Here is a 17,875-nt window from a genome sequence, read left to right on the forward strand (position 1 = left end):
CTACATTTTTACTAAATTTGCCCTTCTGAAAAGAAAAGGATCTCATGATAGATAAAATAAAGCAACATATAGCTGAAGTAGAAGCTTTTAAAACCGAATCGGCTAAAGAAGTAGAAGCATTCAGAATTAAATATCTTGGTAAAAAAGGAATTTTAAACGATTTTTTCGCTTCGTTTAAAGAAGTTCCCAATGAACAGAAAAAAGAGTTTGGCCAGGCGGTAAATTCCCTTAAAAAAGCTTCTGAAACCAAAGTTGCGCAGCTTAAAGAACTCCTGGAAAGTAAACAGGAGGAAAGCGGGGTTTATGGCGATCTATCAAGACCGGGAGAGCCTATAGAGATTGGGGCGAGACATCCCATTTCTATTGTAAAAAACCAGATTATCGAGATCTTTTCAAACATTGGTTTTAATGTTTCTGAAGGGCCCGAAATGGAAGACGACTGGCATAATTTTACTGCCTTAAATCTTCCCGAATATCACCCGGCGCGAGATATGCAGGATACCTTTTTTATTCAAACAGATCCCGATATCTTATTGCGTACCCACACTTCTTCGGTGCAGGTGCGTTATATGGAAAATAACAAGCCGCCAATTAGAACAATTTCTCCGGGAAGGGTTTTTAGAAACGAAGCTATCTCGGCACGTTCCCATTGTATTTTCCACCAGGTAGAAGGACTTTATATAGACAAAAATGTAAGCTTTGCCGATCTTAAGCAAACTTTACTTTACTTTACAGAACAATTATTCGGAAAATCTAAGATAAGGCTTAGACCTTCTTATTTTCCGTTTACAGAGCCAAGTGCCGAGGTAGATATTTACTGGGGCCTCGAAACCGAAACCGATTACCGAATTACTAAAGGAACCGGTTGGTTAGAAATTATGGGCTGCGGGATGGTAGATCCAAATGTGCTTAGAAATTGTAATATAGATCCTACCGAATACTCAGGCTTTGCCTTTGGGATGGGAATAGAACGTATTGCAATGCTGCTTTATCAAATAGGCGATATTAGAATGTTCTATGAAAACGACCTTAGATTCCTGGAGCAGTTTAAATCGTCATTTTAAATAACCTGCCTTGGCCGAAAGCTAAAGCAAAATAACATTTTTTATGAAAAAAATTGGTTTAGTAATTTTCGGGATTCTTGCCATTGGGGTAATTGTTATTTTAGTTGCTGTAGAAATAATAGAACTGGCTTTAGGAGCTATTTTATTAGTTATTGCAGCACTTATTCTTTGGGGCTTGTTCAAATGGGCTAAAAATAAGATTGAAGATTAGTGAAGAAAGACATTGATATACCAAAGGTTGAAAAAGTTTATGTAGCGGCTGTGAAAGTCTATAACGAAGCTTTTAAGGTAGAGGAGTGGAATGCATATCTTATAAACGATAAAGAGGAAGCTATTGAGATGGCTTTAATTGTAAGTAAGGGTTTTGATGAAAACAAAGAAACCTCAACTATTAGGCATAAACTGGAGCATTTACCGGCCAAATCTTTCGCTAAAATCGAATTTATCCAGGAAGAAGTGCTTGCGCTGAATAATCAATTTCAGGTGACTTTTTTTGCTGAGGGGAAAATGTATGAAAAGAAATACTTATTCAGAAAAAATAGCGTAAATGAAAAAGCTTTACGCGAACTCCCAATTATCCCGAACAAAGGAATTCTTGCTGAATAATTAAGTCAGCTTTTCTGCCAGTTTTTTAATCACTTTTTTAGGATTTTTTCCTTCGTAAAGAATACCATAAACAGCGTTTATAATTGGTGTTTTTGCACCTTTGTCTTTATTTATTTTATAAGCACTTTCGGTAGCGTAATAACCTTCAGCGATCATACTCATTTCCATTTGGGCACTTTTTACGGTGTAGCCTTTTCCTATCATATTTCCAAACATACGGTTTCGGCTAAATACAGAATATCCTGTTACCAGAAGATCGCCTAAATAAGCTGAATCGTTAATATTACGCTTCATTTTATGTACTTTTTTAATAAAGCGTTTCATTTCTTTAATGGCGTTACTCATCAACACACTCTGGAAGTTATCTCCATAGCCTAATCCGTGGGCAATTCCGGCAGCAATGGCGTAAATATTCTTCAGCATTGCAGCATATTCAGTTCCGGTTACATCATCGCTAATTTTGCATTTTATGTATTCACTGTCCAGGTTTTTAGCTACAATTTTCGCTTTTTCCTCGTCGGTACAGGCAATAGTAAGATAAGAAAGTCTTTCCAGGGCAACCTCTTCTGCGTGACAGGGCCCGGTAATTACCCCAATATTATCGGCGGGAACGTGATGAAATTCTTCAAAATGTTCGCCTACAATAAGGCTGCTCTCAGGCACAATCCCTTTAATAGCCGAGAATATAACCTTATCTTCCAGGGAGACTGTTAGAGCGTCTAATTCCCGCTTTAAAAAGGCAGAAGGGATGGCAAAGATTAAATAATCTGCCGCTGCTATAGTTTTATTAATATCACTGCTTAGTTCTAATTGATCGTTATCAAATTCAACCGAGCTAAGATAATTTGGGTTGTGTTCCTGTCTTTTAATATGTTCAATAGCGTAGGTGCTGCGCATATACCAATAGATGGTATCTACATTTTCGCTTAACATTTTTACTATTGCAGTAGCCCAGCTACCGCCGCCAATTACGGCAAACTTTGGAGACTTATCCATAGGTTGGTTTATTGTAATTCAAAAATAAGCAATTTTCTAAGTATATCTAAAAAGACAGTGGTTATAAAGCAAAACATTACTAAATAAGCAAAGAATTGAATACAAAACTTTAACATCTATAAATTTAACCAGATTACAATTCTGCAGAAGTTTTTCCGTTCTTAGTTAGACGACGAGGTCTTCTTTTTAATAAAGATGGATTTTCTTAGTTTTTTGGTTGGTTATTTAGTTGAAAACCGCAAACTCGCAATTTACATTGTAGTTTGCGGTTTTTGTTTGAAGAATTAAAATCTAACAAAAATTTAGGACTAAGTGTAAGCAGAATACGAATTTCCTTTTGTAATTTTCTTTTCACTAACTTAGTAATCAACGATATGGGAGTATTTTCATTTATAAAAGATGCCGGGGAAAAAATCTTCGGTAAAGAAAAAGAACAGGAAGAGGAGAATATAGAAATTTCTGAAGCTAAAAAAGAAGTTATAAGAAAAGAGAATGCAAAAGCAGCTGATAAACTCTTAAATACAATAAAAGGGCTGGATTTAAAGGTTGAAAACCCTGCTATTGAAATTGAAGATAATACGGCTATTGTTTATGGCCTTGCAGATTCACAGGCTGTTCGTGAAAAAATAGTACTTGTAATTGGTAACTCTGAAGGAATTGCGAAGGTAGACGATAGGTTAGCCGTTAAAAAAGAAGAACCGGAATCTGGTTTTCATACGGTAGAAAGAGGCGAAAACCTAAGCAAAATAGCCAAAGAACATTATGGCGATGCAAATAAATATACGGTGATTTTTGAAGCTAATAAACCAATGCTCAAAGATCCCGATAAAATATATCCAGGGCAGGTTTTACGCATACCGCGCCAGGAGAAAAAATAAAGATTAAAGACTGTTTAAAGTTTTTGAGGTTGTTACATTGAGGGCAGACGACGTCCTATAGCTTGTAGTTCCACAATGAAAAAAGTAGGTTCAATCAGCTAACCAGAACGGCTAACATAAGATTTTTAAACAGTCTTTTCTTTTTTTTTAATTCAGACTATTTATAAAAATTCATGAGTTTAATATAATCCCAAACCGCATCTGGCAGCATCGGTTTTATAAACTTACCTTCCTTTACCGCTTTTCTAATAAAAGTTGAAGAAATTTCTACCACGGGGGCCATCACCCTGGTAATTTTTGGATGATCTTTAAATTCATTTTCCACCTTTCCGCCAGAAATCCTGGGGTACACATAGATTTGGTGATTCTCTAAAATCACCTCGTAATTCTTCCACTTGTGAAAAGTTTTCAGGTTATCCTCACCCATAATTGGGCAAAACTCGTTGGTAGGATATTTTTCCTGCAGATGTGCCAGGGTAGTACCGGTGTAATTTGGTTGCGGTAAACCAAATTCTATATTAGAAGGTTTTAAATGCTCATAACCTTCGCAGGCTTTGTAAACCATCTCCAGCCGGTGATGATTTTCTAAAAGCGTACTCTTCTTTTTATGCGGATTATGAGGAGTAACCACCAGCCAAACTTCATCTAAATCTGAAAATTCGGCCATATGGTTGGCAATAATAAGATGCCCGATATGAATTGGATTGAAAGTCCCAAAAAACAAACCGACTTTCCTATTCATTTTTAGCCGAATTTTTTACGCCTACATAAGAAGCCACAAGATCGTAAGCTTCCTGAAGCGCGGTATCTAAATGATGATTTTCAATAATAAAATCGAATTGCGGAGCCGTTGCCAGTTCAATAGAGGCTTTTGCCACACGCATATTTATCTTATCATCACTCTCAGTCTTACGCTTTTTTAGCCTAATTTTTAACTCTTCAATACTAGGAGGTTTCACAAAAACCGCAAGTGTTTTTTCGGGATAGATATTCTTAATATCAAGGCCGCCCACCACATCAATATCAAAAATCACGTTTTTTCCGTGAGACCAGATGCGTTCTACTTCGCTTTTTAAAGTTCCGTAGAAATTATCGCGGTAAACTTCTTCCCATTCCAGGAATTCGTCGTTTTTTATCTTCTTTTTAAAGTCCTCTAAAGATAGAAAATAATAATGCTGTCCGTCCTTTTCTTCCCCTCTTGGCTCACGAGAAGTGGCAGAGATAGAAAACTCCAGGTCTAATTCTTTGTGCTTTAATAAATGTTGGACTATCGTGGTTTTTCCCGATCCTGAAGGCGCCGAGAATACGATAAGTTTACCATCGCTCATTTAGAGTACGTTTAAAAGTTGTTCTTTAATTTTTTCCAGCTCATCCTTCATTTGCACCACCAACTGTTGCATAGGGGCATAGTTAGATTTGCTGCCTATTGTATTGATCTCCCGGCCCATTTCCTGAGAAATAAAACCGAGTTTTCTCCCGTTGGAATCCTGCGAATTTATGCTTTCGTTAAAATAGGCAAGGTGGTTTTCCAGCCTTACTTTTTCTTCGGTAATGTCAAATTTTTCAATGTAATAAACCAATTCCTGTTCAAAACGGTTCTCGTCTACATTCTCTTTAAGATCTGCCACTCCTTTTCGTAGGCGTTCCTTAACCGCATCCACTCTTTCAGGATCAATTCTTAGAACTTCCTGCAGTAATGCTTCAATGTTATTTACACGAAGTTTAAGGTCTTTCTCTAAAGCTTCCCCTTCATCTGTTCTAAACTGGTTAATTTCTTCCAGGGCTTCAATTACCGCGGCTTCAATTGCTTTAAATTCAGATTCATCAATTTCTTCGCGCTCGGTAGTCACTGCATCAGGCATTCTTACTGCCATTTTTAGCAATTCGGTTTCATCGCCATCAACAATACTTTTTAATTGTTGCATATAATTTTTTACTGCGCCCCGGTTAACAGAAGTGGTAGTTTCTTCGCCGGTTACCTCTACAAAAAGGGAAAAATCCACTTTTCCGCGGGTAAGCGATTTAGAAATTGTATTTCTTAGTTGAAGTTCTTTTTCGCGGTATTGCGAAGGGATTCGGGCGTTTACGTCAAGGTTTTTGCTGTTTAGCGACTTGATTTCAACGGTTACTTTTTTTGATGGGAGTTGCGTTATGCTTTTCCCAAAACCTGTCATTGACTGAATCATGCGTGATTTTTAAGCTTGCGCAAAGATAATCAATTCTGTAGCAGCGCAAAGCCGGCCAAAGCCTATTTTGAAGATTCTGAAATTATTGACTTGCTTGAAGTTATAAATTCTAAGGCCCGCTGTTCGTGATAATATATTTTTTTATGCTGAAAAAACCCTACGTGTCCCCCGTGTTTTGGAATTTCTAAATGAAGAAATTCAGAATTTTTTGCCACTTCTATGGGATAGGAATTTGGCGAAAGAAAAGTATCATTTTGTGCATTAAGCAAAAGTGTGGGAACTTTAATATAAGGTAGAAAACCTATACAGCTGCATTTTTTATAATAATCTGAAGCATCTTTAAAGCCGTGCGCTCTACTGGTATAAAGTTCATCTATGGCGAGTAGTGAATTACATTGTGTGATCTCTTCTTTACTAATTTCCGAAGGAAAATGGATTTGCCTAAGCTGGAGTTCTTTTTTTAGATTTTTAATAAAGCGTTTTGAATATAAAAAATTATGCGTTTTATTAAGTTCTTCCAGGGAAGCACCTAAATCACAAGGGGTAGAAATTGCCACTGCTGATTTAATTTCTGAAGGAATCTCATTTCGTTCTCCCAAATATTTCAACATTAAATTGCCACCCAAACTAAACCCCACCAGGCCGATTTCTTTATACTTTTGTTCTTGCTGAAGATGATTTATCACCGCTTCAAGGTCTTCAGTAGCACCCGCGTGGTAGCTGCGGTATAGTCGGTTTATTTCTCCACTACAACTTCTAAAATTCATGGAAGCTACATCCCAGCCGTTTTCCTGAAAATGCTTTGCCATTCCCAACATATAAGGGCGATTGGCGTGTCCGGCGAGGCCGTGTAATAAAATGATTATTTTATCATTTTCAGCAGAATAAAAACTACGCTCCAAATCCAGGAAATCTCCATCGCTTAATTCAATGCGATCTTTTCTGCCAAAACTAAAACTTACTTTTCGTAAAGTAGCGGCATAAATACTTGAAACATGGGCATTTTTAAAAATACCAGGAGATTTATATTTAGTGTTTATTATAGGCATATGGCGCTAAGGTAAGGATGTAAATTTTTAAAATAATTATGCGTGCATAATATTTATGCTTAATTTTATTAAAAAAATAGAGAGAATGTACACCAAAGAATTTGAAATACGCTGGAGTGATATAGATGCAAACAGGCATTTGGCCAATACGGCTTATGTGAATTTTATGAGCCACACCCGGATGGCTTTTTTAATGGAAAACGGGTTTGGACAAAAGGATTTGGCGAAGAATAATATTGGTCCGGTGGTTTTTTACGAGCACATTTATTATTTTAAAGAAGTTTTTGCGGGAAAACCCATAAAAGTGACTTTACAGTTAAAAGGCCTTGCTGAAGATGGCATGTACTTTGAATTCCTACATAATTTTTATGATGAAAAAGGTCGAAATTTTGCCAGCTGTGAAATGATGGGTGCGTGGATAGATTTAAAGGAAAGAAAACTTACCAAATTGCCTAAAGCCCTGCGAGATAATTTAGACAGTTTAAGCCACACCGATGATTTTAAAATTTTAACTAAAGAAGATACCAGGAGATTTGGAAAACGGCCTCAACATTTAGATCCGGAAAAGTTAGGTTTTTAAACCCTTCTTCAGCGAAATTGCTTAAATTCCCGCATCGAAAAACATCAATTTTATATAAAACCACAAAAAGAACAAACCCGGGAAATCCTTAGATTTTCCGGGCTTGCTTTTTTGATATTTCTTGGATTTGTAATTATTGCACTAATGCTGGAATGGTATTATTTGCCATTATTTGTAGCTCCGCTAATCCTATCGGTTTTGGCGCCGTTTATAGATACACCCCAGGGAAAGAAGCAGGGAAAATTGATTTATCATTCTCCACTTTTTATTACTGAAAAAGAGAAAAATGGTAGAATTATTATTCACGGCGGGACTTTATTTGATTATTACTACGTGATTGATAGAAACTGGAAAGCGAAGCAACGCATAAGATATATTTTAAGGCAGTATATTTTAGGACTGGTGAATCTTACTGAATCTTATACCGAAAAGGAAGCCGCTGAAATCACTCTGGAAGGTACCAGCTATATTTTAAATAAAAGAACAGCTGAAAAACTGGGTTTTACAACAAAAAGAACCGATATACTTCAGCAAATTATACTCATTTATAATTATTTACAAATATTACTTGCAAATTCTATGGCCAAAGGGAAATTGAGTTTTCCAGACGTAGGTAAGGTAAATACTTATACCGCTTCCCTTTCTTCCGTTAAGAAAAATAAGAATTACTTAAAAAAACTTGCGGAAAAACTGGCAGATTAAAACCTAAGCTCTTATTTCGGTTTTCTTCTTGGTAACCATATACACTCCTACAAAAACCAGAATTGCTGCCACTACTTTTACCATATTCAGCTCATCTGCGCCGGTTAAAATTGCATAGGTAATTGCAATAAGCGGTTGCATATAGATAAACACGCTTATGGTTGAAGCCGAAAGTTGTTTTAGTGCATAAATATTCAGCAAATAGGTAGAAAAGGTGGTTCCTGCTACTACAAAAGCCATTTTCCAAATCGCATCAAAAGGTAAACTTGTCCAATTTACATCGGTAAATTCACCAATGGTTATAGGGAAATTGATGATTACCCCAATTAAAAATAGCCATTTCATTAAGGTAAACGCGTGATATTTTGCGGTTAGGGGTTTTACCAGAATTAAATAAAGTCCGTAGCTAAAAGCGTTTACAATAAATAGTACGTTCCCCATAGGAATGTTAGGTGCATTTCCGGCACTTTCAGCGCTAAAAAGAACCAAAACCAGGGCACCGGCCAAACCAACGATTATTCCCAGGGTTTTTAATAAGGTAATGCGTTCCCTGATGAGAATTGAAGCCAGGATTAACACCATAACCGGCGAAAGCGTGACAATAACCGAACTATTTATAGGTGTTGAAAGGCTTAATCCTTTAAAGAAGAATAGCATATTAATTACCATTCCAAAAACGGCACAACCTAAAATTCTTGGCCAGTCTGAAGTTGCAATTTTTTCTTTTGGCCCCAGGAAACTAATTACCCAAAATAGAACAGCAGCGCCAAAAACCCGTAAAAAAATAAATCCGAAGGGTTCAATATAAGTAGGCATTACGCCTTTAGCAATCGTATGGTTAAGTCCGTAGATCGCACTTGCGCCAATGGCCGCAAAGATGGCTAGAATACGTTTGTTATCCATGAACCGCTGCTTTGGCCGCCGCGACGGTTTTCTTAGAATTTCCTATAAAAATTTCATCATTATTAATAATTACAGGTCTTTTCAGGAAAGTGTAATGATCTAAAATTAGTTCTTTATAATCGGTTTCAGAAAGTTCCTTTTTATTAAGCTCTCTTTCGCGATAAAGTCTTGCCCTTCGGCTAAATAAAGCTTCGTAACTCCCGGCGAGCGCTTTCATTTCTTCCAGTTGTTTTTCAGTAATTTCTTCTTCTTTTATATCCTGAAGCTCAAAAGAACCTGGTAATTCCAGTTCTTTTAAAATCTTTTGGCAGGTGTTGCAGGTAGAGAGATGATATACTTTCTTCATAGCTAATTTTAATTAGTAGTTAAGCCATTCGCTTACTTTATTCTTCGGAAAAGAAAGTTTTAATTCCCCTTCGGCATAACTGGCAGCTTCGTACCGATTATAAACCAGAATAACCCGGTTTTTGGTAACGGCAATATTTTCCGGAAGTGCAAAACTATCCTTTTCAAAGAAAAATCCGTTGGAATTAATATTTTCTCCTTCAGGAATCTCATATTTCCTTCTGAATTCTTTTTCAGCAAAATTGGTAAAAGCTTCTAAATCTGAAAACAAATCGTTTTTATAAAGTAATTCGCCTGAAGTGATATCGTAATTAGCATAACGCGTTGCACCGTACCCGTGCGCACCACCGGTGAAAAGGTAGAAATTGGTTTCCAGAACCAATAGTTTCTTCGTCTGGCTTAATACCGATTGAGAGATTTCAACTTCATATTCGGCTTGAGATTCGGGGAAATCCCTTTTAAAATTCTGAAAATCCTGGATAAATTCATTAACCACGGCCTTTACATTTTCAGCTTCAGAAGCTACTTCAGTATTATTAAAAATTTTAATAAGGTTCTCCTGGTTGTAACTATTCATTTCTTTGGCAGCCTCCCTATCTTCTCTAAATTTTAAATAATTCACTCTTATTTTAGGGCATTTTTCGGTTTTACAGGCTTCAAAATCTTTTGGTAAAAAGCTTTCTTCGTAGAAACTAAGCGCTTCGGTATCGCCTTTAACCTGTTTTACGCCGGCGTCAGATTTTTCGTCCCGACAGGAAGTGAATATTAGGAAAATAACCAGGAGGGAAAGGATTTTTTGAGACATAGAAAAGGCTGTTAAATACGCGAATAAAGATAAACCTATTTTGTTTAAAGACAATGAGCGCGCTACATTTGCTGTAAACGCAAGAATTATGAAATTTAATACTAAAACCATACACGGTGGGCAGGAAAATATAGATCCCGCATACGGCTCTGTAATGCCGCCTATATACCAAACAACTACATATTCACAAAGTACACCCGGTGGCCATAAAGGTTTTGAATACTCACGAAGCGGAAATCCCACCCGTTCGGCTTTAGAAAAATCCCTGGCTAGTTTAGAAAATGGAAAATTTGGGCTTGGTTTTGGTTCCGGACTTGCGGCGATTGATGCGGTGATGAAACTTTTTAAACCCGGTGACGAAATAATCTCTACTAACGATCTTTATGGTGGTTCTTATAGGTTGTTTACCTCCATTTTTGAAAATATGGGGATTAAATTTCATTTTATTGGAATGAATGAAGCCGGTAATATTGAAAAATATATAAACGAAAACACCAAATTACTGTGGATTGAGACCCCCACCAATCCCATGATGAATATTATTGATATTGAAGCGGTTTCTAAAATCGCAAAAGCCCATAATTTACTGCTTGCAGTAGACAATACTTTTGCTACTCCCTATTTACAACAACCTTTAGATCTTGGGGCAGATATTGTGATGCACAGCGCGACAAAATATTTAGGCGGGCATAGTGATGTAGTATTAGGCGGATTAGTTGTAAAAGATGAAAAATTAGCTGGAAAACTATATTTTATTCAGAAAGCCAGCGGTGCAATTTGCGGCCCGCAAGACAGTTTTTTGGTTTTACGCGGAATAAAAACGCTACATCTTAGAATACAGCGGCATTGTGAAAACGGCGAAGCGGTTGCAAGATTCCTAAGGTCACATCCCAAAGTAGGAAATGTCTACTGGCCCGGATTTGAAGATCACCCAAACCACGATATTGCAAAGAGGCAAATGAAAGGTTTTGGCGGAATGATCTCTTTTAGCACCAAAGAAAGTACGCTAGAAAGTGCAACAAAGCTTGTTGAAAAGCTAAAAATTTTCACCCTGGCCGAATCGCTTGGCGGGGTAGAATCTTTAGCCGGCCACCCCGCCACTATGACTCACGCTTCTATCCCAAAAGAAGAACGAGCAAAAACCGGGGTTGTAGATTCCTTAATTAGATTAAGCGTGGGAATTGAAGATGAAGAAGACCTGATAAACGACCTGAAACAAGCTTTAGGGTAGCTTGCTTTTTTTAAATAAAATATTAAGCCACGAATGAGTTTTATCCTTCGTGGCTTTTTTATATTACTTCTAACAAGAAAATAATTTTTTTCAGCTTTAGAAATAATTGAAAATATTTGCTTCAAAATTAAATTACAACCGTCATTACGAACGAAGTGAAGTAATCTCTATGCAAGTTTACCAGAAGATGTTTGCTACGTTATCGCAATGACGAAACCTTAAGATACTAAATCACCTTTTTTAAAATCCATATTAATCGTTGCACTTCATCAAGGGTGTTGTAATGCACTAAACTTACTCTCACCACGCCATTTTTCTCTTTTAAACCAGCATCTTCAATAAGTTTTTTTGCATAAAAATCTCCAAATCTAATACCTATTCTAAAATCATCAACCTTTTCAACTATTTGATCACTCGTGAGCTCATTATGTACAAAAGAAATGGTAGGCACTCTTTTTTCCCTTTCTGCAGAATTCTGGCCAATTATTTTAATTTTTGGATGTTCATTTAAATAAGAAATCAAAGGTTTGCTTATTCGCTCTTCGTGCCTGCCAATCAGCTCAAAAATTTTATCCAATTTTTCCTGAAAATCGGTTTTCTTTTCCTTCGGAAATTCGTGCTTAAATAATTGATCAAAATATTCGATAATTCCGAGTAAACTATAGGTTAATTCAAAATTAAAATTTCCGGGCTGAAATTTATATGGCACATCTTTTTTAGTGAAAAAATAATGGTTAAATCCTTCCATTTGGTATAATTGATTATACCTGCCATACATCACCGCTAAATGCGGTCCATAGGTTTTATACCAGCTAAAAACATAAAAATCTACATCTAATTTTCTAACATCTACCCGTCGGTGGGGTGCATAAGCTACACCATCTACACAAATAAGTGCTCCTGCTTTATGTACCGTTTTTGCAATTTCTTTAATAGGATTTATACTTCCTAAAATATTTGAAGCGTGGGTAACGGCAACCAGTTTGGTGCGCTTGCTAAGTAATTTTTTAAGATCGCTTATTTCCAGCTCAAGACTTTCGGGATTGGCTTTCCAAACCTTTATATTAATGCCTTTTTCCTTTAAATCTGTCCAGGGAGAAACATTGGCTTCATGATCTGTATTAGTGACAATTACCTCGTCTCCTTCCTGCCATTGTTTGCTAATACAAATACTTAAAATTCGTAATAGCATAGAAGAAGAAGGACCTATTACCACTTCTTCTGGTTTGCCGGCATTTATAAACCTGCTGACTTGCTTAGTGGCGTAATTCAGTTTTTCTCCAGCTTCCCGGGAAACTTTATATGAAGCTCCTAGTTGTACGTTATGATGTAATAGATATCCACTAATGCGCTCGGCAACCTTTTTTAAGGTTTGAGAGCCACCAGCGTTATCCATAAAAGTAAATTCCTTTTCCAGAGCCGGAAACTGACTTCTTACAAATTCAATATCCATTAGTCTAAAAGGCTTTCATTGAACAATTCAAGGATTCTACGGTACTCATCGGTCCAACTGCTGGGCTCAACAAAACCGTGATCTTCTACGGGATAAATTGCCATTTCCCAGTCTTCCTTGCCTAATTCAATTAAACGTTGTGAAAGTCTCACCACATCCTGAAAATGAACATTTACATCTACCATTCCGTGTGCAATCAGTAAATCTCCTTCCAGACCTTCAGCAAAATAAATGGGAGAAGATCTTCTATAAGCGATTGGGTCTGCCGCAGGTTCATTTAAAATATTAGAAGTATAGCCGTGATTATAATGCGCCCAATCGGTTACCGATCTTAATGCAGCGCCGGCTTTAAAAGTTTCAGGTTCGGTAAACATTCCCATTAACGTGATAAAACCGCCATAACTTCCGCCATAAATCCCGACTTTTTCAGGATTTATCCCATGATTTTCAACTAAATATTCCACCCCGTCAACCTGGTCAGAAAGGTCTTTTCCTCCCATGTGGCGATAAATCCCTGTACGCCAGTCACGACCATAACCAGCACTTCCGCGGTAATCAATATCTATTACGGTGTAACCAAGATCGGTTAATAAATTATGGAACATATATTCTCTAAAATAACTGCTCCACCATTTGTGAGCGTTTTGCAGGTAACCTGCACCGTGCACAAAGACTACCGCAGCGTCATTCTTTACATTTGCTTCGGGTTTGTATAACCTGGCGGGAACCATAGCGCCATCTTCGGCTTCAAATTCTATTAATTCGGGTTCTCTCCAGTCGTAGCTGCTAAATGCTTCAGATTGTCCTTCGGTTAGTTGTTTGACTTCAGCATTTGCTTTCGTTTTCTTTAAATATAATTCCCACGGCTTGTTACTGTAGGAATGCAAAATGGCCATGTTTTTTTCATCGGGAGAAAGGAAGACATTGTTATTCCCTTCCATTTGGGTAAGTTTTTCCATTTTACCACCCATCACCGGCATTTTATAAAAGTGACGTTCTCCGGGTCCAACTTCAGAGGTTGTTAAAAACCAATGTTTTTTATTGTTTGAAAGTTCAGGATCAAAAACTTCAAAATCACCTTCGGTTAGTGCTATTTTATTTCCGGTATTCACGTCTAATAAATACAAATGCGAATACCCGGTTTCTTCACTTTGAAAATAGATATGTTTATTGTCGGGTAACCAACCCATTTCTTCACCGCCGTAGTAAGCGTAGCCAATTCCCGGCCCGGCAATCCAGGCTTCATCTCTTTGGCGGTCTAAAGTGTTTAAATCTCCGGTCTCCAGATCAATTTTAGCGATCCAACGGTCTTTATTGTCTTTAGAACGAAGGTTAACCACAGCGTACTCCCCGTTATCTGAAAAATAAACCGTTGTAGGCGCTACTTCCCTTTGGGTTTCTTCCCATTCCTTATCTGGATAATCTTTTACATAATCGGGTAAATCTGTAATTCCGGGTAAATCGTCTGTTTTTAAGATATAAACTGTATCCTTTTCGAAATTGTAGATAGCCAGTTCAATACTGGTTTTATCTTCACCTACTTTGCTTCTGGCAGGGAGGTTTACGGTGTAGCCAGATTCATCTACATAATTTGGCACATCGGTGCTTCCATTTCGCTCCCGGGTAATTAACTTAAAAGTTGCAAATTTTGCATTGGGAGAAACCTGTAAATTACTTAAATCGCGATCCTCCAGGTAAAAAGTATAATTTTCTTTTTCAGCAGTTGCCTCTTGATAAGCTTCCCTACTTTCTTTTTCGGTTTTACGTTGATTTACAACTTCCAGTAGCTCCAGGTTTTCGTCTTTTACCCACGCATCTTTTTCAGAAGTTTTATCTTCTTTTTCTTCCTCAGCCTTACCTTCAGCAATATTGGTTAGTTGTTTTATGCTTCCTGCTTTCTTATCGTAAATAAAAGCGTTGTCACCGGCGTTGAAGCTGATTTTATTATCGTCTGCTAAAAATTCAGCATTGTTAATAGCTTCTGAAAGATCTAATAATTGAGTGGACTTGCCAGATTTAACATCGTAAATAACCAGGTTGCCATCTTTGCTGAAAATCTTTTTGCTTCGGTCTTTATTGAAATCGCCGTAAGATGTGATTATTCCCCGTTCTTCCTCTAAACTTACTTTGCTGATTTTTGAAGTATGGTTCAGTTCAATTTTATAAAGCGAATCTTCAGTATTTTTTTCAGAATTATAATCAAAATAAATGGTTTCGCTATCGGCACTCCATTTTACATTAGAAGGGAAAGTACCCATCCAATTAGGATCCTGCATAATTTTTTCTACAGAAAGTTCACTTGTTTGGGAAATTCCGGAAAAACTTAAACCTATAAATATTAAAAAGAGAAACTGAAATTTAAAATTGAAGGGGTTTTGTAGCGTTTTTTTCATTGATTTAAGGAGTTGTGGGTTTATTTTTTAAAAACACTGCCAATATAGTTAAATAGATAATATCTGTAAAGAATCTGTAGGAAATGCCCACCCGGATTTAATTAATATATTTACGCTTAAAATTTAAATTTAATAAATCAGGATGAAGAAAAATTTCCGCACACTTTTTAGTTTATTCCTTGTAGCCGGGACATTGCAGGTACAGGCACAGGAAGAGATGGTTAACAAAATTGTAACCGAGGCCAATGAAAATTCAAAATTAGAAGAACTTGCCCACGAGCTTGTGGATGTGGTAGGACCACGTTTAGTAGGGACACCACAGATGAAGAATGCTCACGACTGGGCAGTAAAGAAATATGATAGCTGGGGAATTTCAGCTGAAAACGAAGAATATGGCACCTGGCGTGGCTGGGAGCGCGGCATTACCCATATTGACCTTGTAGAGCCAAGATTAAGAACGCTGCAAGGTAGGCAACTTGCCTGGAGCCCTTCAACCGGAAAAAAAGGGATAACCGCTGAGGTGGTGCTATTGCCAGAAACTTCAGATTCTACTGCATTTGCCAATATGCTTTCTTCGGTAAAAGGAAAATTTGTGATGATCTCGGTTAATGAACCTACCGGTAGACCTCCATACAACTGGGAAGAATGGGCTACTGAAAAGTCCTGGAAAAAGATGCAGGGAAGTATAAAAGAAGCCGATTCTATTTGGAGAGACCGAATTAGCAAAACCGGGTATGGTTACAGAGAATTACCTAAAGCACTTGAAAACGCAGGGGCTGCCGGAATTATAACTTCTAACTGGTCTCACGGGTTTGGTGCAAATAAAGTATTTGGAGCTTATACCAATAAAATTCCAACTTTAGACCTTAACCTGGAAGATTACGGCTTGCTTTATCGTTTAGCTGAAAATGATAATACTCCCAAAATAAAAGTGGTTGCTCAGTCTAAAGATCTTGGTGAAGTACCTACTTTTAATACTATTGCAAGAATTGAAGGCAGCGAAAAACCTGAAGAATATGTTGTTCTTTCAGCACATTTTGATTCCTGGGATGGTGGAACCGGTGCTACAGATAACGGTACGGGAACTATTGTAATGATGGAAACAATGAGAATTCTTAAAAAACTTTATCCAAATCCTAAACGAACAATTATTGCGGGACATTGGGGAAGTGAAGAACAGGGACTTAATGGTTCTCGAGCTTTTGTAAAAGATAATCCGGAGATTGTGGCTAATGTACAAGCTTTATTCAACCAGGATAATGGAACTGGAAGGGTTAAGAATATTAACGGACAGGGTTTTCTACACGCCTACGATTATATAGGAAGATGGCTGGAGCCGGTTCCGCAGGAAATTAAGGGAGAAATTGAAACTTCATTCCCGGGAACTCCATCCAGCGGAGGAACAGATCACGCTTCTTTTGTAGCAGCCGGTGCGCCTGCATTTATGCTAAACTCCTTAAACTGGTCTTACTGGGATTATACCTGGCATACCAACTTAGATACTTATGATAAAATTGTTTTTGATGATGTGAGAAGCAACGTGATCTTAACCGCTATTATGACCTATATGGCGAGTGAAGATCCAGAAACTACCTCCAGGGAAAAAGCAGTATTGCCAATAAACAGAAGATCGGGTGAGCAAATGACCTGGCCTGAGCCAAGAGATGGAGAGCGAAAAGGAGGATTGGATTAAGGGCTAACTATTAAAAAGCTTGTTTGATTTTTTCTCTTTTCGTCAAACTGAACTTGTTTCAGCTTCTAACTTGTTTTAAATCCTGAAAAAAGTTCAGGATGACGAATTTAAAAACGTCATTACGAAAGACGAGCAGTCTGTATATTAATAGCAGATTACTTCACTCCGTTCGTAATGACGTTTTATTTTTTTATTTCAGAATTTATAAAACCTCAAAATTAACTTTGAAGATCAGCTCCTACAGGAATGGAGCAATCGTGATAGGGCTCACCGTGTGGAGGGTTTTTAGAAGGTTTTGAATCCTTCAACCTAATTGGTGAAGTAGTCATTTCAGATCCTGAACCTGCATTGGTGTTGTTACTTGCTCCGCTTAAAGAAGCGCCAACCGGCATATCACAGCGGTGCCCGGGTTCACCATGAGGGGGGTTTACATCTGGGGTTTCTGCATTTCCAGATGTGTTTCCACTCATTTGGGTATTTGGAGCAGTTTGGGTTTCTTCAGCAGTTTTTTCTTCTGCGTCTTTACAAGAAGTAAATGCGGTAAGTGATACAACCGCAAGTCCAAGCATAACTTTATTAAAAGTAATTTTCATAACAGCATTATTTTAAGTTATAAAGATACTAAATCTGTGAAGATTACTTAGTAAGCATCTTCATTTCCTCTTTGCTAACGTTTATTAGGCCGGCTTTGGGCAAACGCTTTAGCATTATTCTCCAGTTTTCGTCTTCATCAAAAATCCTATCAAAAATTTGTTTCGCTTCTTGTAAACGATCGCTGTTAGCAAGAGCCACCGCTTTCCAAAAACGCATTTCCAGGTTGTTGGGAAACATACTTTCTGCGGTGCCGTATTCTTCTAAAGCTTTTTCTACATTTCCTTCTTCCATGGCAAGATCGCCGCGGTTCATAAATTCGTAGGCTCTTGCGGTTTTAAGCAAACGTTCTAATTCTTCAATAGGATTTTCGTGATCGTCTACCCTAAGATCTATTTTT

General features: G+C 37.5%; 20 protein-coding genes. 8 read left to right on the top strand and 12 right to left on the bottom strand.

Annotated elements, in window-relative coordinates; all coding sequences use genetic code 11:
• Positions 1-44: 44 nt before the first annotated feature.
• The 3 genes from pheS to AACZ30_RS03660 are packed head-to-tail and all read left to right on the top strand — an operon-like array spanning position 45 to position 1,670.
• Positions 45-1,064, top strand: coding sequence for a phenylalanine--tRNA ligase subunit alpha (pheS, locus tag AACZ30_RS03650; protein ID WP_208223423.1), 1,020 nt, complete (start codon positions 45-47; stop codon positions 1,062-1,064).
• A gap of 43 nt (positions 1,065-1,107) precedes the next feature.
• Positions 1,108-1,275 (top strand): hypothetical protein, encoded by a 168-nt coding sequence (locus AACZ30_RS03655; RefSeq protein ID WP_339647823.1) that lies wholly within the window; start codon positions 1,108-1,110, stop codon positions 1,273-1,275.
• Positions 1,275-1,670 carry a hypothetical protein gene (locus AACZ30_RS03660; RefSeq protein ID WP_339647824.1) on the top strand — a complete coding sequence of 132 codons (396 nt, stop codon included), beginning with the start codon at positions 1,275-1,277 and terminating at the stop codon, positions 1,668-1,670. Before AACZ30_RS03655 ends, AACZ30_RS03660 begins: the two co-directional genes overlap by 1 nt.
• Here the strand turns inward: AACZ30_RS03660 and AACZ30_RS03665 are convergent, their stop codons facing one another.
• Positions 1,671-2,666, bottom strand: coding sequence for an NAD(P)H-dependent glycerol-3-phosphate dehydrogenase (locus AACZ30_RS03665; RefSeq protein WP_208223419.1), 996 nt, complete (start codon positions 2,664-2,666; stop codon positions 1,671-1,673). It lies immediately after the preceding gene.
• Positions 2,667-3,040: 374 nt separating this feature from the next.
• Here AACZ30_RS03665 and lysM point away from each other — a divergent pair, with 374 nt between their 5' ends.
• Positions 3,041-3,544, top strand: coding sequence for a peptidoglycan-binding protein LysM (lysM, locus tag AACZ30_RS03670; protein WP_339647825.1), 504 nt, complete (start codon positions 3,041-3,043; stop codon positions 3,542-3,544).
• 157 nt (positions 3,545-3,701) lie between these two features.
• Here the strand turns inward: lysM and nadD are convergent, their stop codons facing one another.
• The 4 genes from nadD to AACZ30_RS03690 all read right to left on the bottom strand — a co-directional run bounded on the left by nadD (position 3,702) and on the right by AACZ30_RS03690 (position 6,779).
• The gene (gene nadD / locus AACZ30_RS03675; protein WP_339647826.1) at positions 3,702-4,286 is read right to left on the bottom strand and encodes a nicotinate (nicotinamide) nucleotide adenylyltransferase; all 585 of its coding nucleotides are present in this window, start codon (positions 4,284-4,286) and stop codon (positions 3,702-3,704) included.
• Positions 4,279-4,872 carry a guanylate kinase gene (gene gmk, locus AACZ30_RS03680; RefSeq protein WP_079735324.1) on the bottom strand — a complete coding sequence of 198 codons (594 nt, stop codon included), beginning with the start codon at positions 4,870-4,872 and terminating at the stop codon, positions 4,279-4,281. Before gmk ends, nadD begins: the two co-directional genes overlap by 8 nt.
• Entirely contained in the window at positions 4,873-5,730 is an 858-nt protein-coding gene (locus AACZ30_RS03685) for a YicC/YloC family endoribonuclease (protein ID WP_339647827.1), read from the bottom strand. It abuts the gene before it with no gap.
• A 62-nt stretch (positions 5,731-5,792) separates the two neighbouring features.
• Complete coding sequence (locus AACZ30_RS03690) at positions 5,793-6,779, bottom strand: alpha/beta fold hydrolase (protein WP_339647828.1); 987 nt, start codon at positions 6,777-6,779, stop codon at positions 5,793-5,795.
• 55 nt (positions 6,780-6,834) lie between these two features.
• Between AACZ30_RS03690 and AACZ30_RS03695 the strand changes: the two genes are divergently transcribed.
• A complete protein-coding gene (locus AACZ30_RS03695; protein ID WP_093304640.1) occupies positions 6,835-7,359 on the top strand; it encodes a thioesterase family protein in 525 nt (174 codons plus the stop codon).
• 144 nt (positions 7,360-7,503) lie between these two features.
• Positions 7,504-8,061 carry a hypothetical protein gene (locus AACZ30_RS03700; RefSeq protein WP_093304638.1) on the top strand — a complete coding sequence of 186 codons (558 nt, stop codon included), beginning with the start codon at positions 7,504-7,506 and terminating at the stop codon, positions 8,059-8,061.
• Between the two features lie 3 nt (positions 8,062-8,064).
• Here AACZ30_RS03700 and AACZ30_RS03705 read toward each other — a convergent pair whose 3' ends face one another.
• Genes AACZ30_RS03705 through AACZ30_RS03715 form a run of 3 tightly spaced genes read right to left on the bottom strand, consistent with a single transcriptional unit; the run spans position 8,065 to position 10,114 of the window.
• Positions 8,065-8,964, bottom strand: coding sequence for a DMT family transporter (locus AACZ30_RS03705; protein WP_075325269.1), 900 nt, complete (start codon positions 8,962-8,964; stop codon positions 8,065-8,067).
• Positions 8,957-9,310, bottom strand: coding sequence for an ArsC/Spx/MgsR family protein (locus AACZ30_RS03710; RefSeq protein WP_339647829.1), 354 nt, complete (start codon positions 9,308-9,310; stop codon positions 8,957-8,959). The genes AACZ30_RS03705 and AACZ30_RS03710 overlap by 8 nt, the downstream gene beginning before the upstream one ends.
• 12 nt (positions 9,311-9,322) lie before the next feature.
• Positions 9,323-10,114: a DUF3298 domain-containing protein gene (locus tag AACZ30_RS03715; protein ID WP_339647830.1), complete on the bottom strand. Its 792-nt coding sequence runs from the start codon at positions 10,112-10,114 to the stop codon at positions 9,323-9,325.
• 88 nt (positions 10,115-10,202) lie between these two features.
• On the opposite strand from AACZ30_RS03715, the gene AACZ30_RS03720 reads away from it, so the two are divergent.
• On the top strand, positions 10,203-11,345 hold the full coding sequence (locus AACZ30_RS03720) for a PLP-dependent aspartate aminotransferase family protein (protein WP_339647831.1): 1,143 nt from the start codon (positions 10,203-10,205) through the stop codon (positions 11,343-11,345).
• A 226-nt stretch (positions 11,346-11,571) separates the two neighbouring features.
• On the opposite strand, the gene AACZ30_RS03725 is transcribed toward AACZ30_RS03720, so the two are convergent.
• Positions 11,572-12,798, bottom strand: a complete 1,227-nt coding sequence (locus AACZ30_RS03725; RefSeq protein WP_339647832.1) for a cysteine desulfurase-like protein — start codon at positions 12,796-12,798, stop codon at positions 11,572-11,574.
• Positions 12,798-15,191, bottom strand: a complete 2,394-nt coding sequence (locus AACZ30_RS03730; RefSeq protein WP_339647833.1) for a prolyl oligopeptidase family serine peptidase — start codon at positions 15,189-15,191, stop codon at positions 12,798-12,800. Before AACZ30_RS03730 ends, AACZ30_RS03725 begins: the two co-directional genes overlap by 1 nt.
• 142 nt (positions 15,192-15,333) lie before the next feature.
• Between AACZ30_RS03730 and AACZ30_RS03735 the strand changes: the two genes are divergently transcribed.
• Positions 15,334-16,884, top strand: a complete 1,551-nt coding sequence (locus AACZ30_RS03735; RefSeq protein ID WP_339647834.1) for a M20/M25/M40 family metallo-hydrolase — start codon at positions 15,334-15,336, stop codon at positions 16,882-16,884.
• Positions 16,885-17,102: 218 nt separating this feature from the next.
• Here AACZ30_RS03735 and AACZ30_RS03740 read toward each other — a convergent pair whose 3' ends face one another.
• Positions 17,103-17,477 carry a hypothetical protein gene (locus tag AACZ30_RS03740; RefSeq protein ID WP_093304629.1) on the bottom strand — a complete coding sequence of 125 codons (375 nt, stop codon included), beginning with the start codon at positions 17,475-17,477 and terminating at the stop codon, positions 17,103-17,105.
• A gap of 43 nt (positions 17,478-17,520) precedes the next feature.
• Positions 17,521-17,875 (bottom strand): tetratricopeptide repeat protein (locus tag AACZ30_RS03745; RefSeq protein ID WP_339647835.1); only part of this gene is annotated, 355 nt, incomplete at its 5' end.

Source organism: uncultured Salegentibacter sp., assembly GCF_963972535.1.
Taxonomy (GTDB): domain Bacteria; phylum Bacteroidota; class Bacteroidia; order Flavobacteriales; family Flavobacteriaceae; genus Salegentibacter.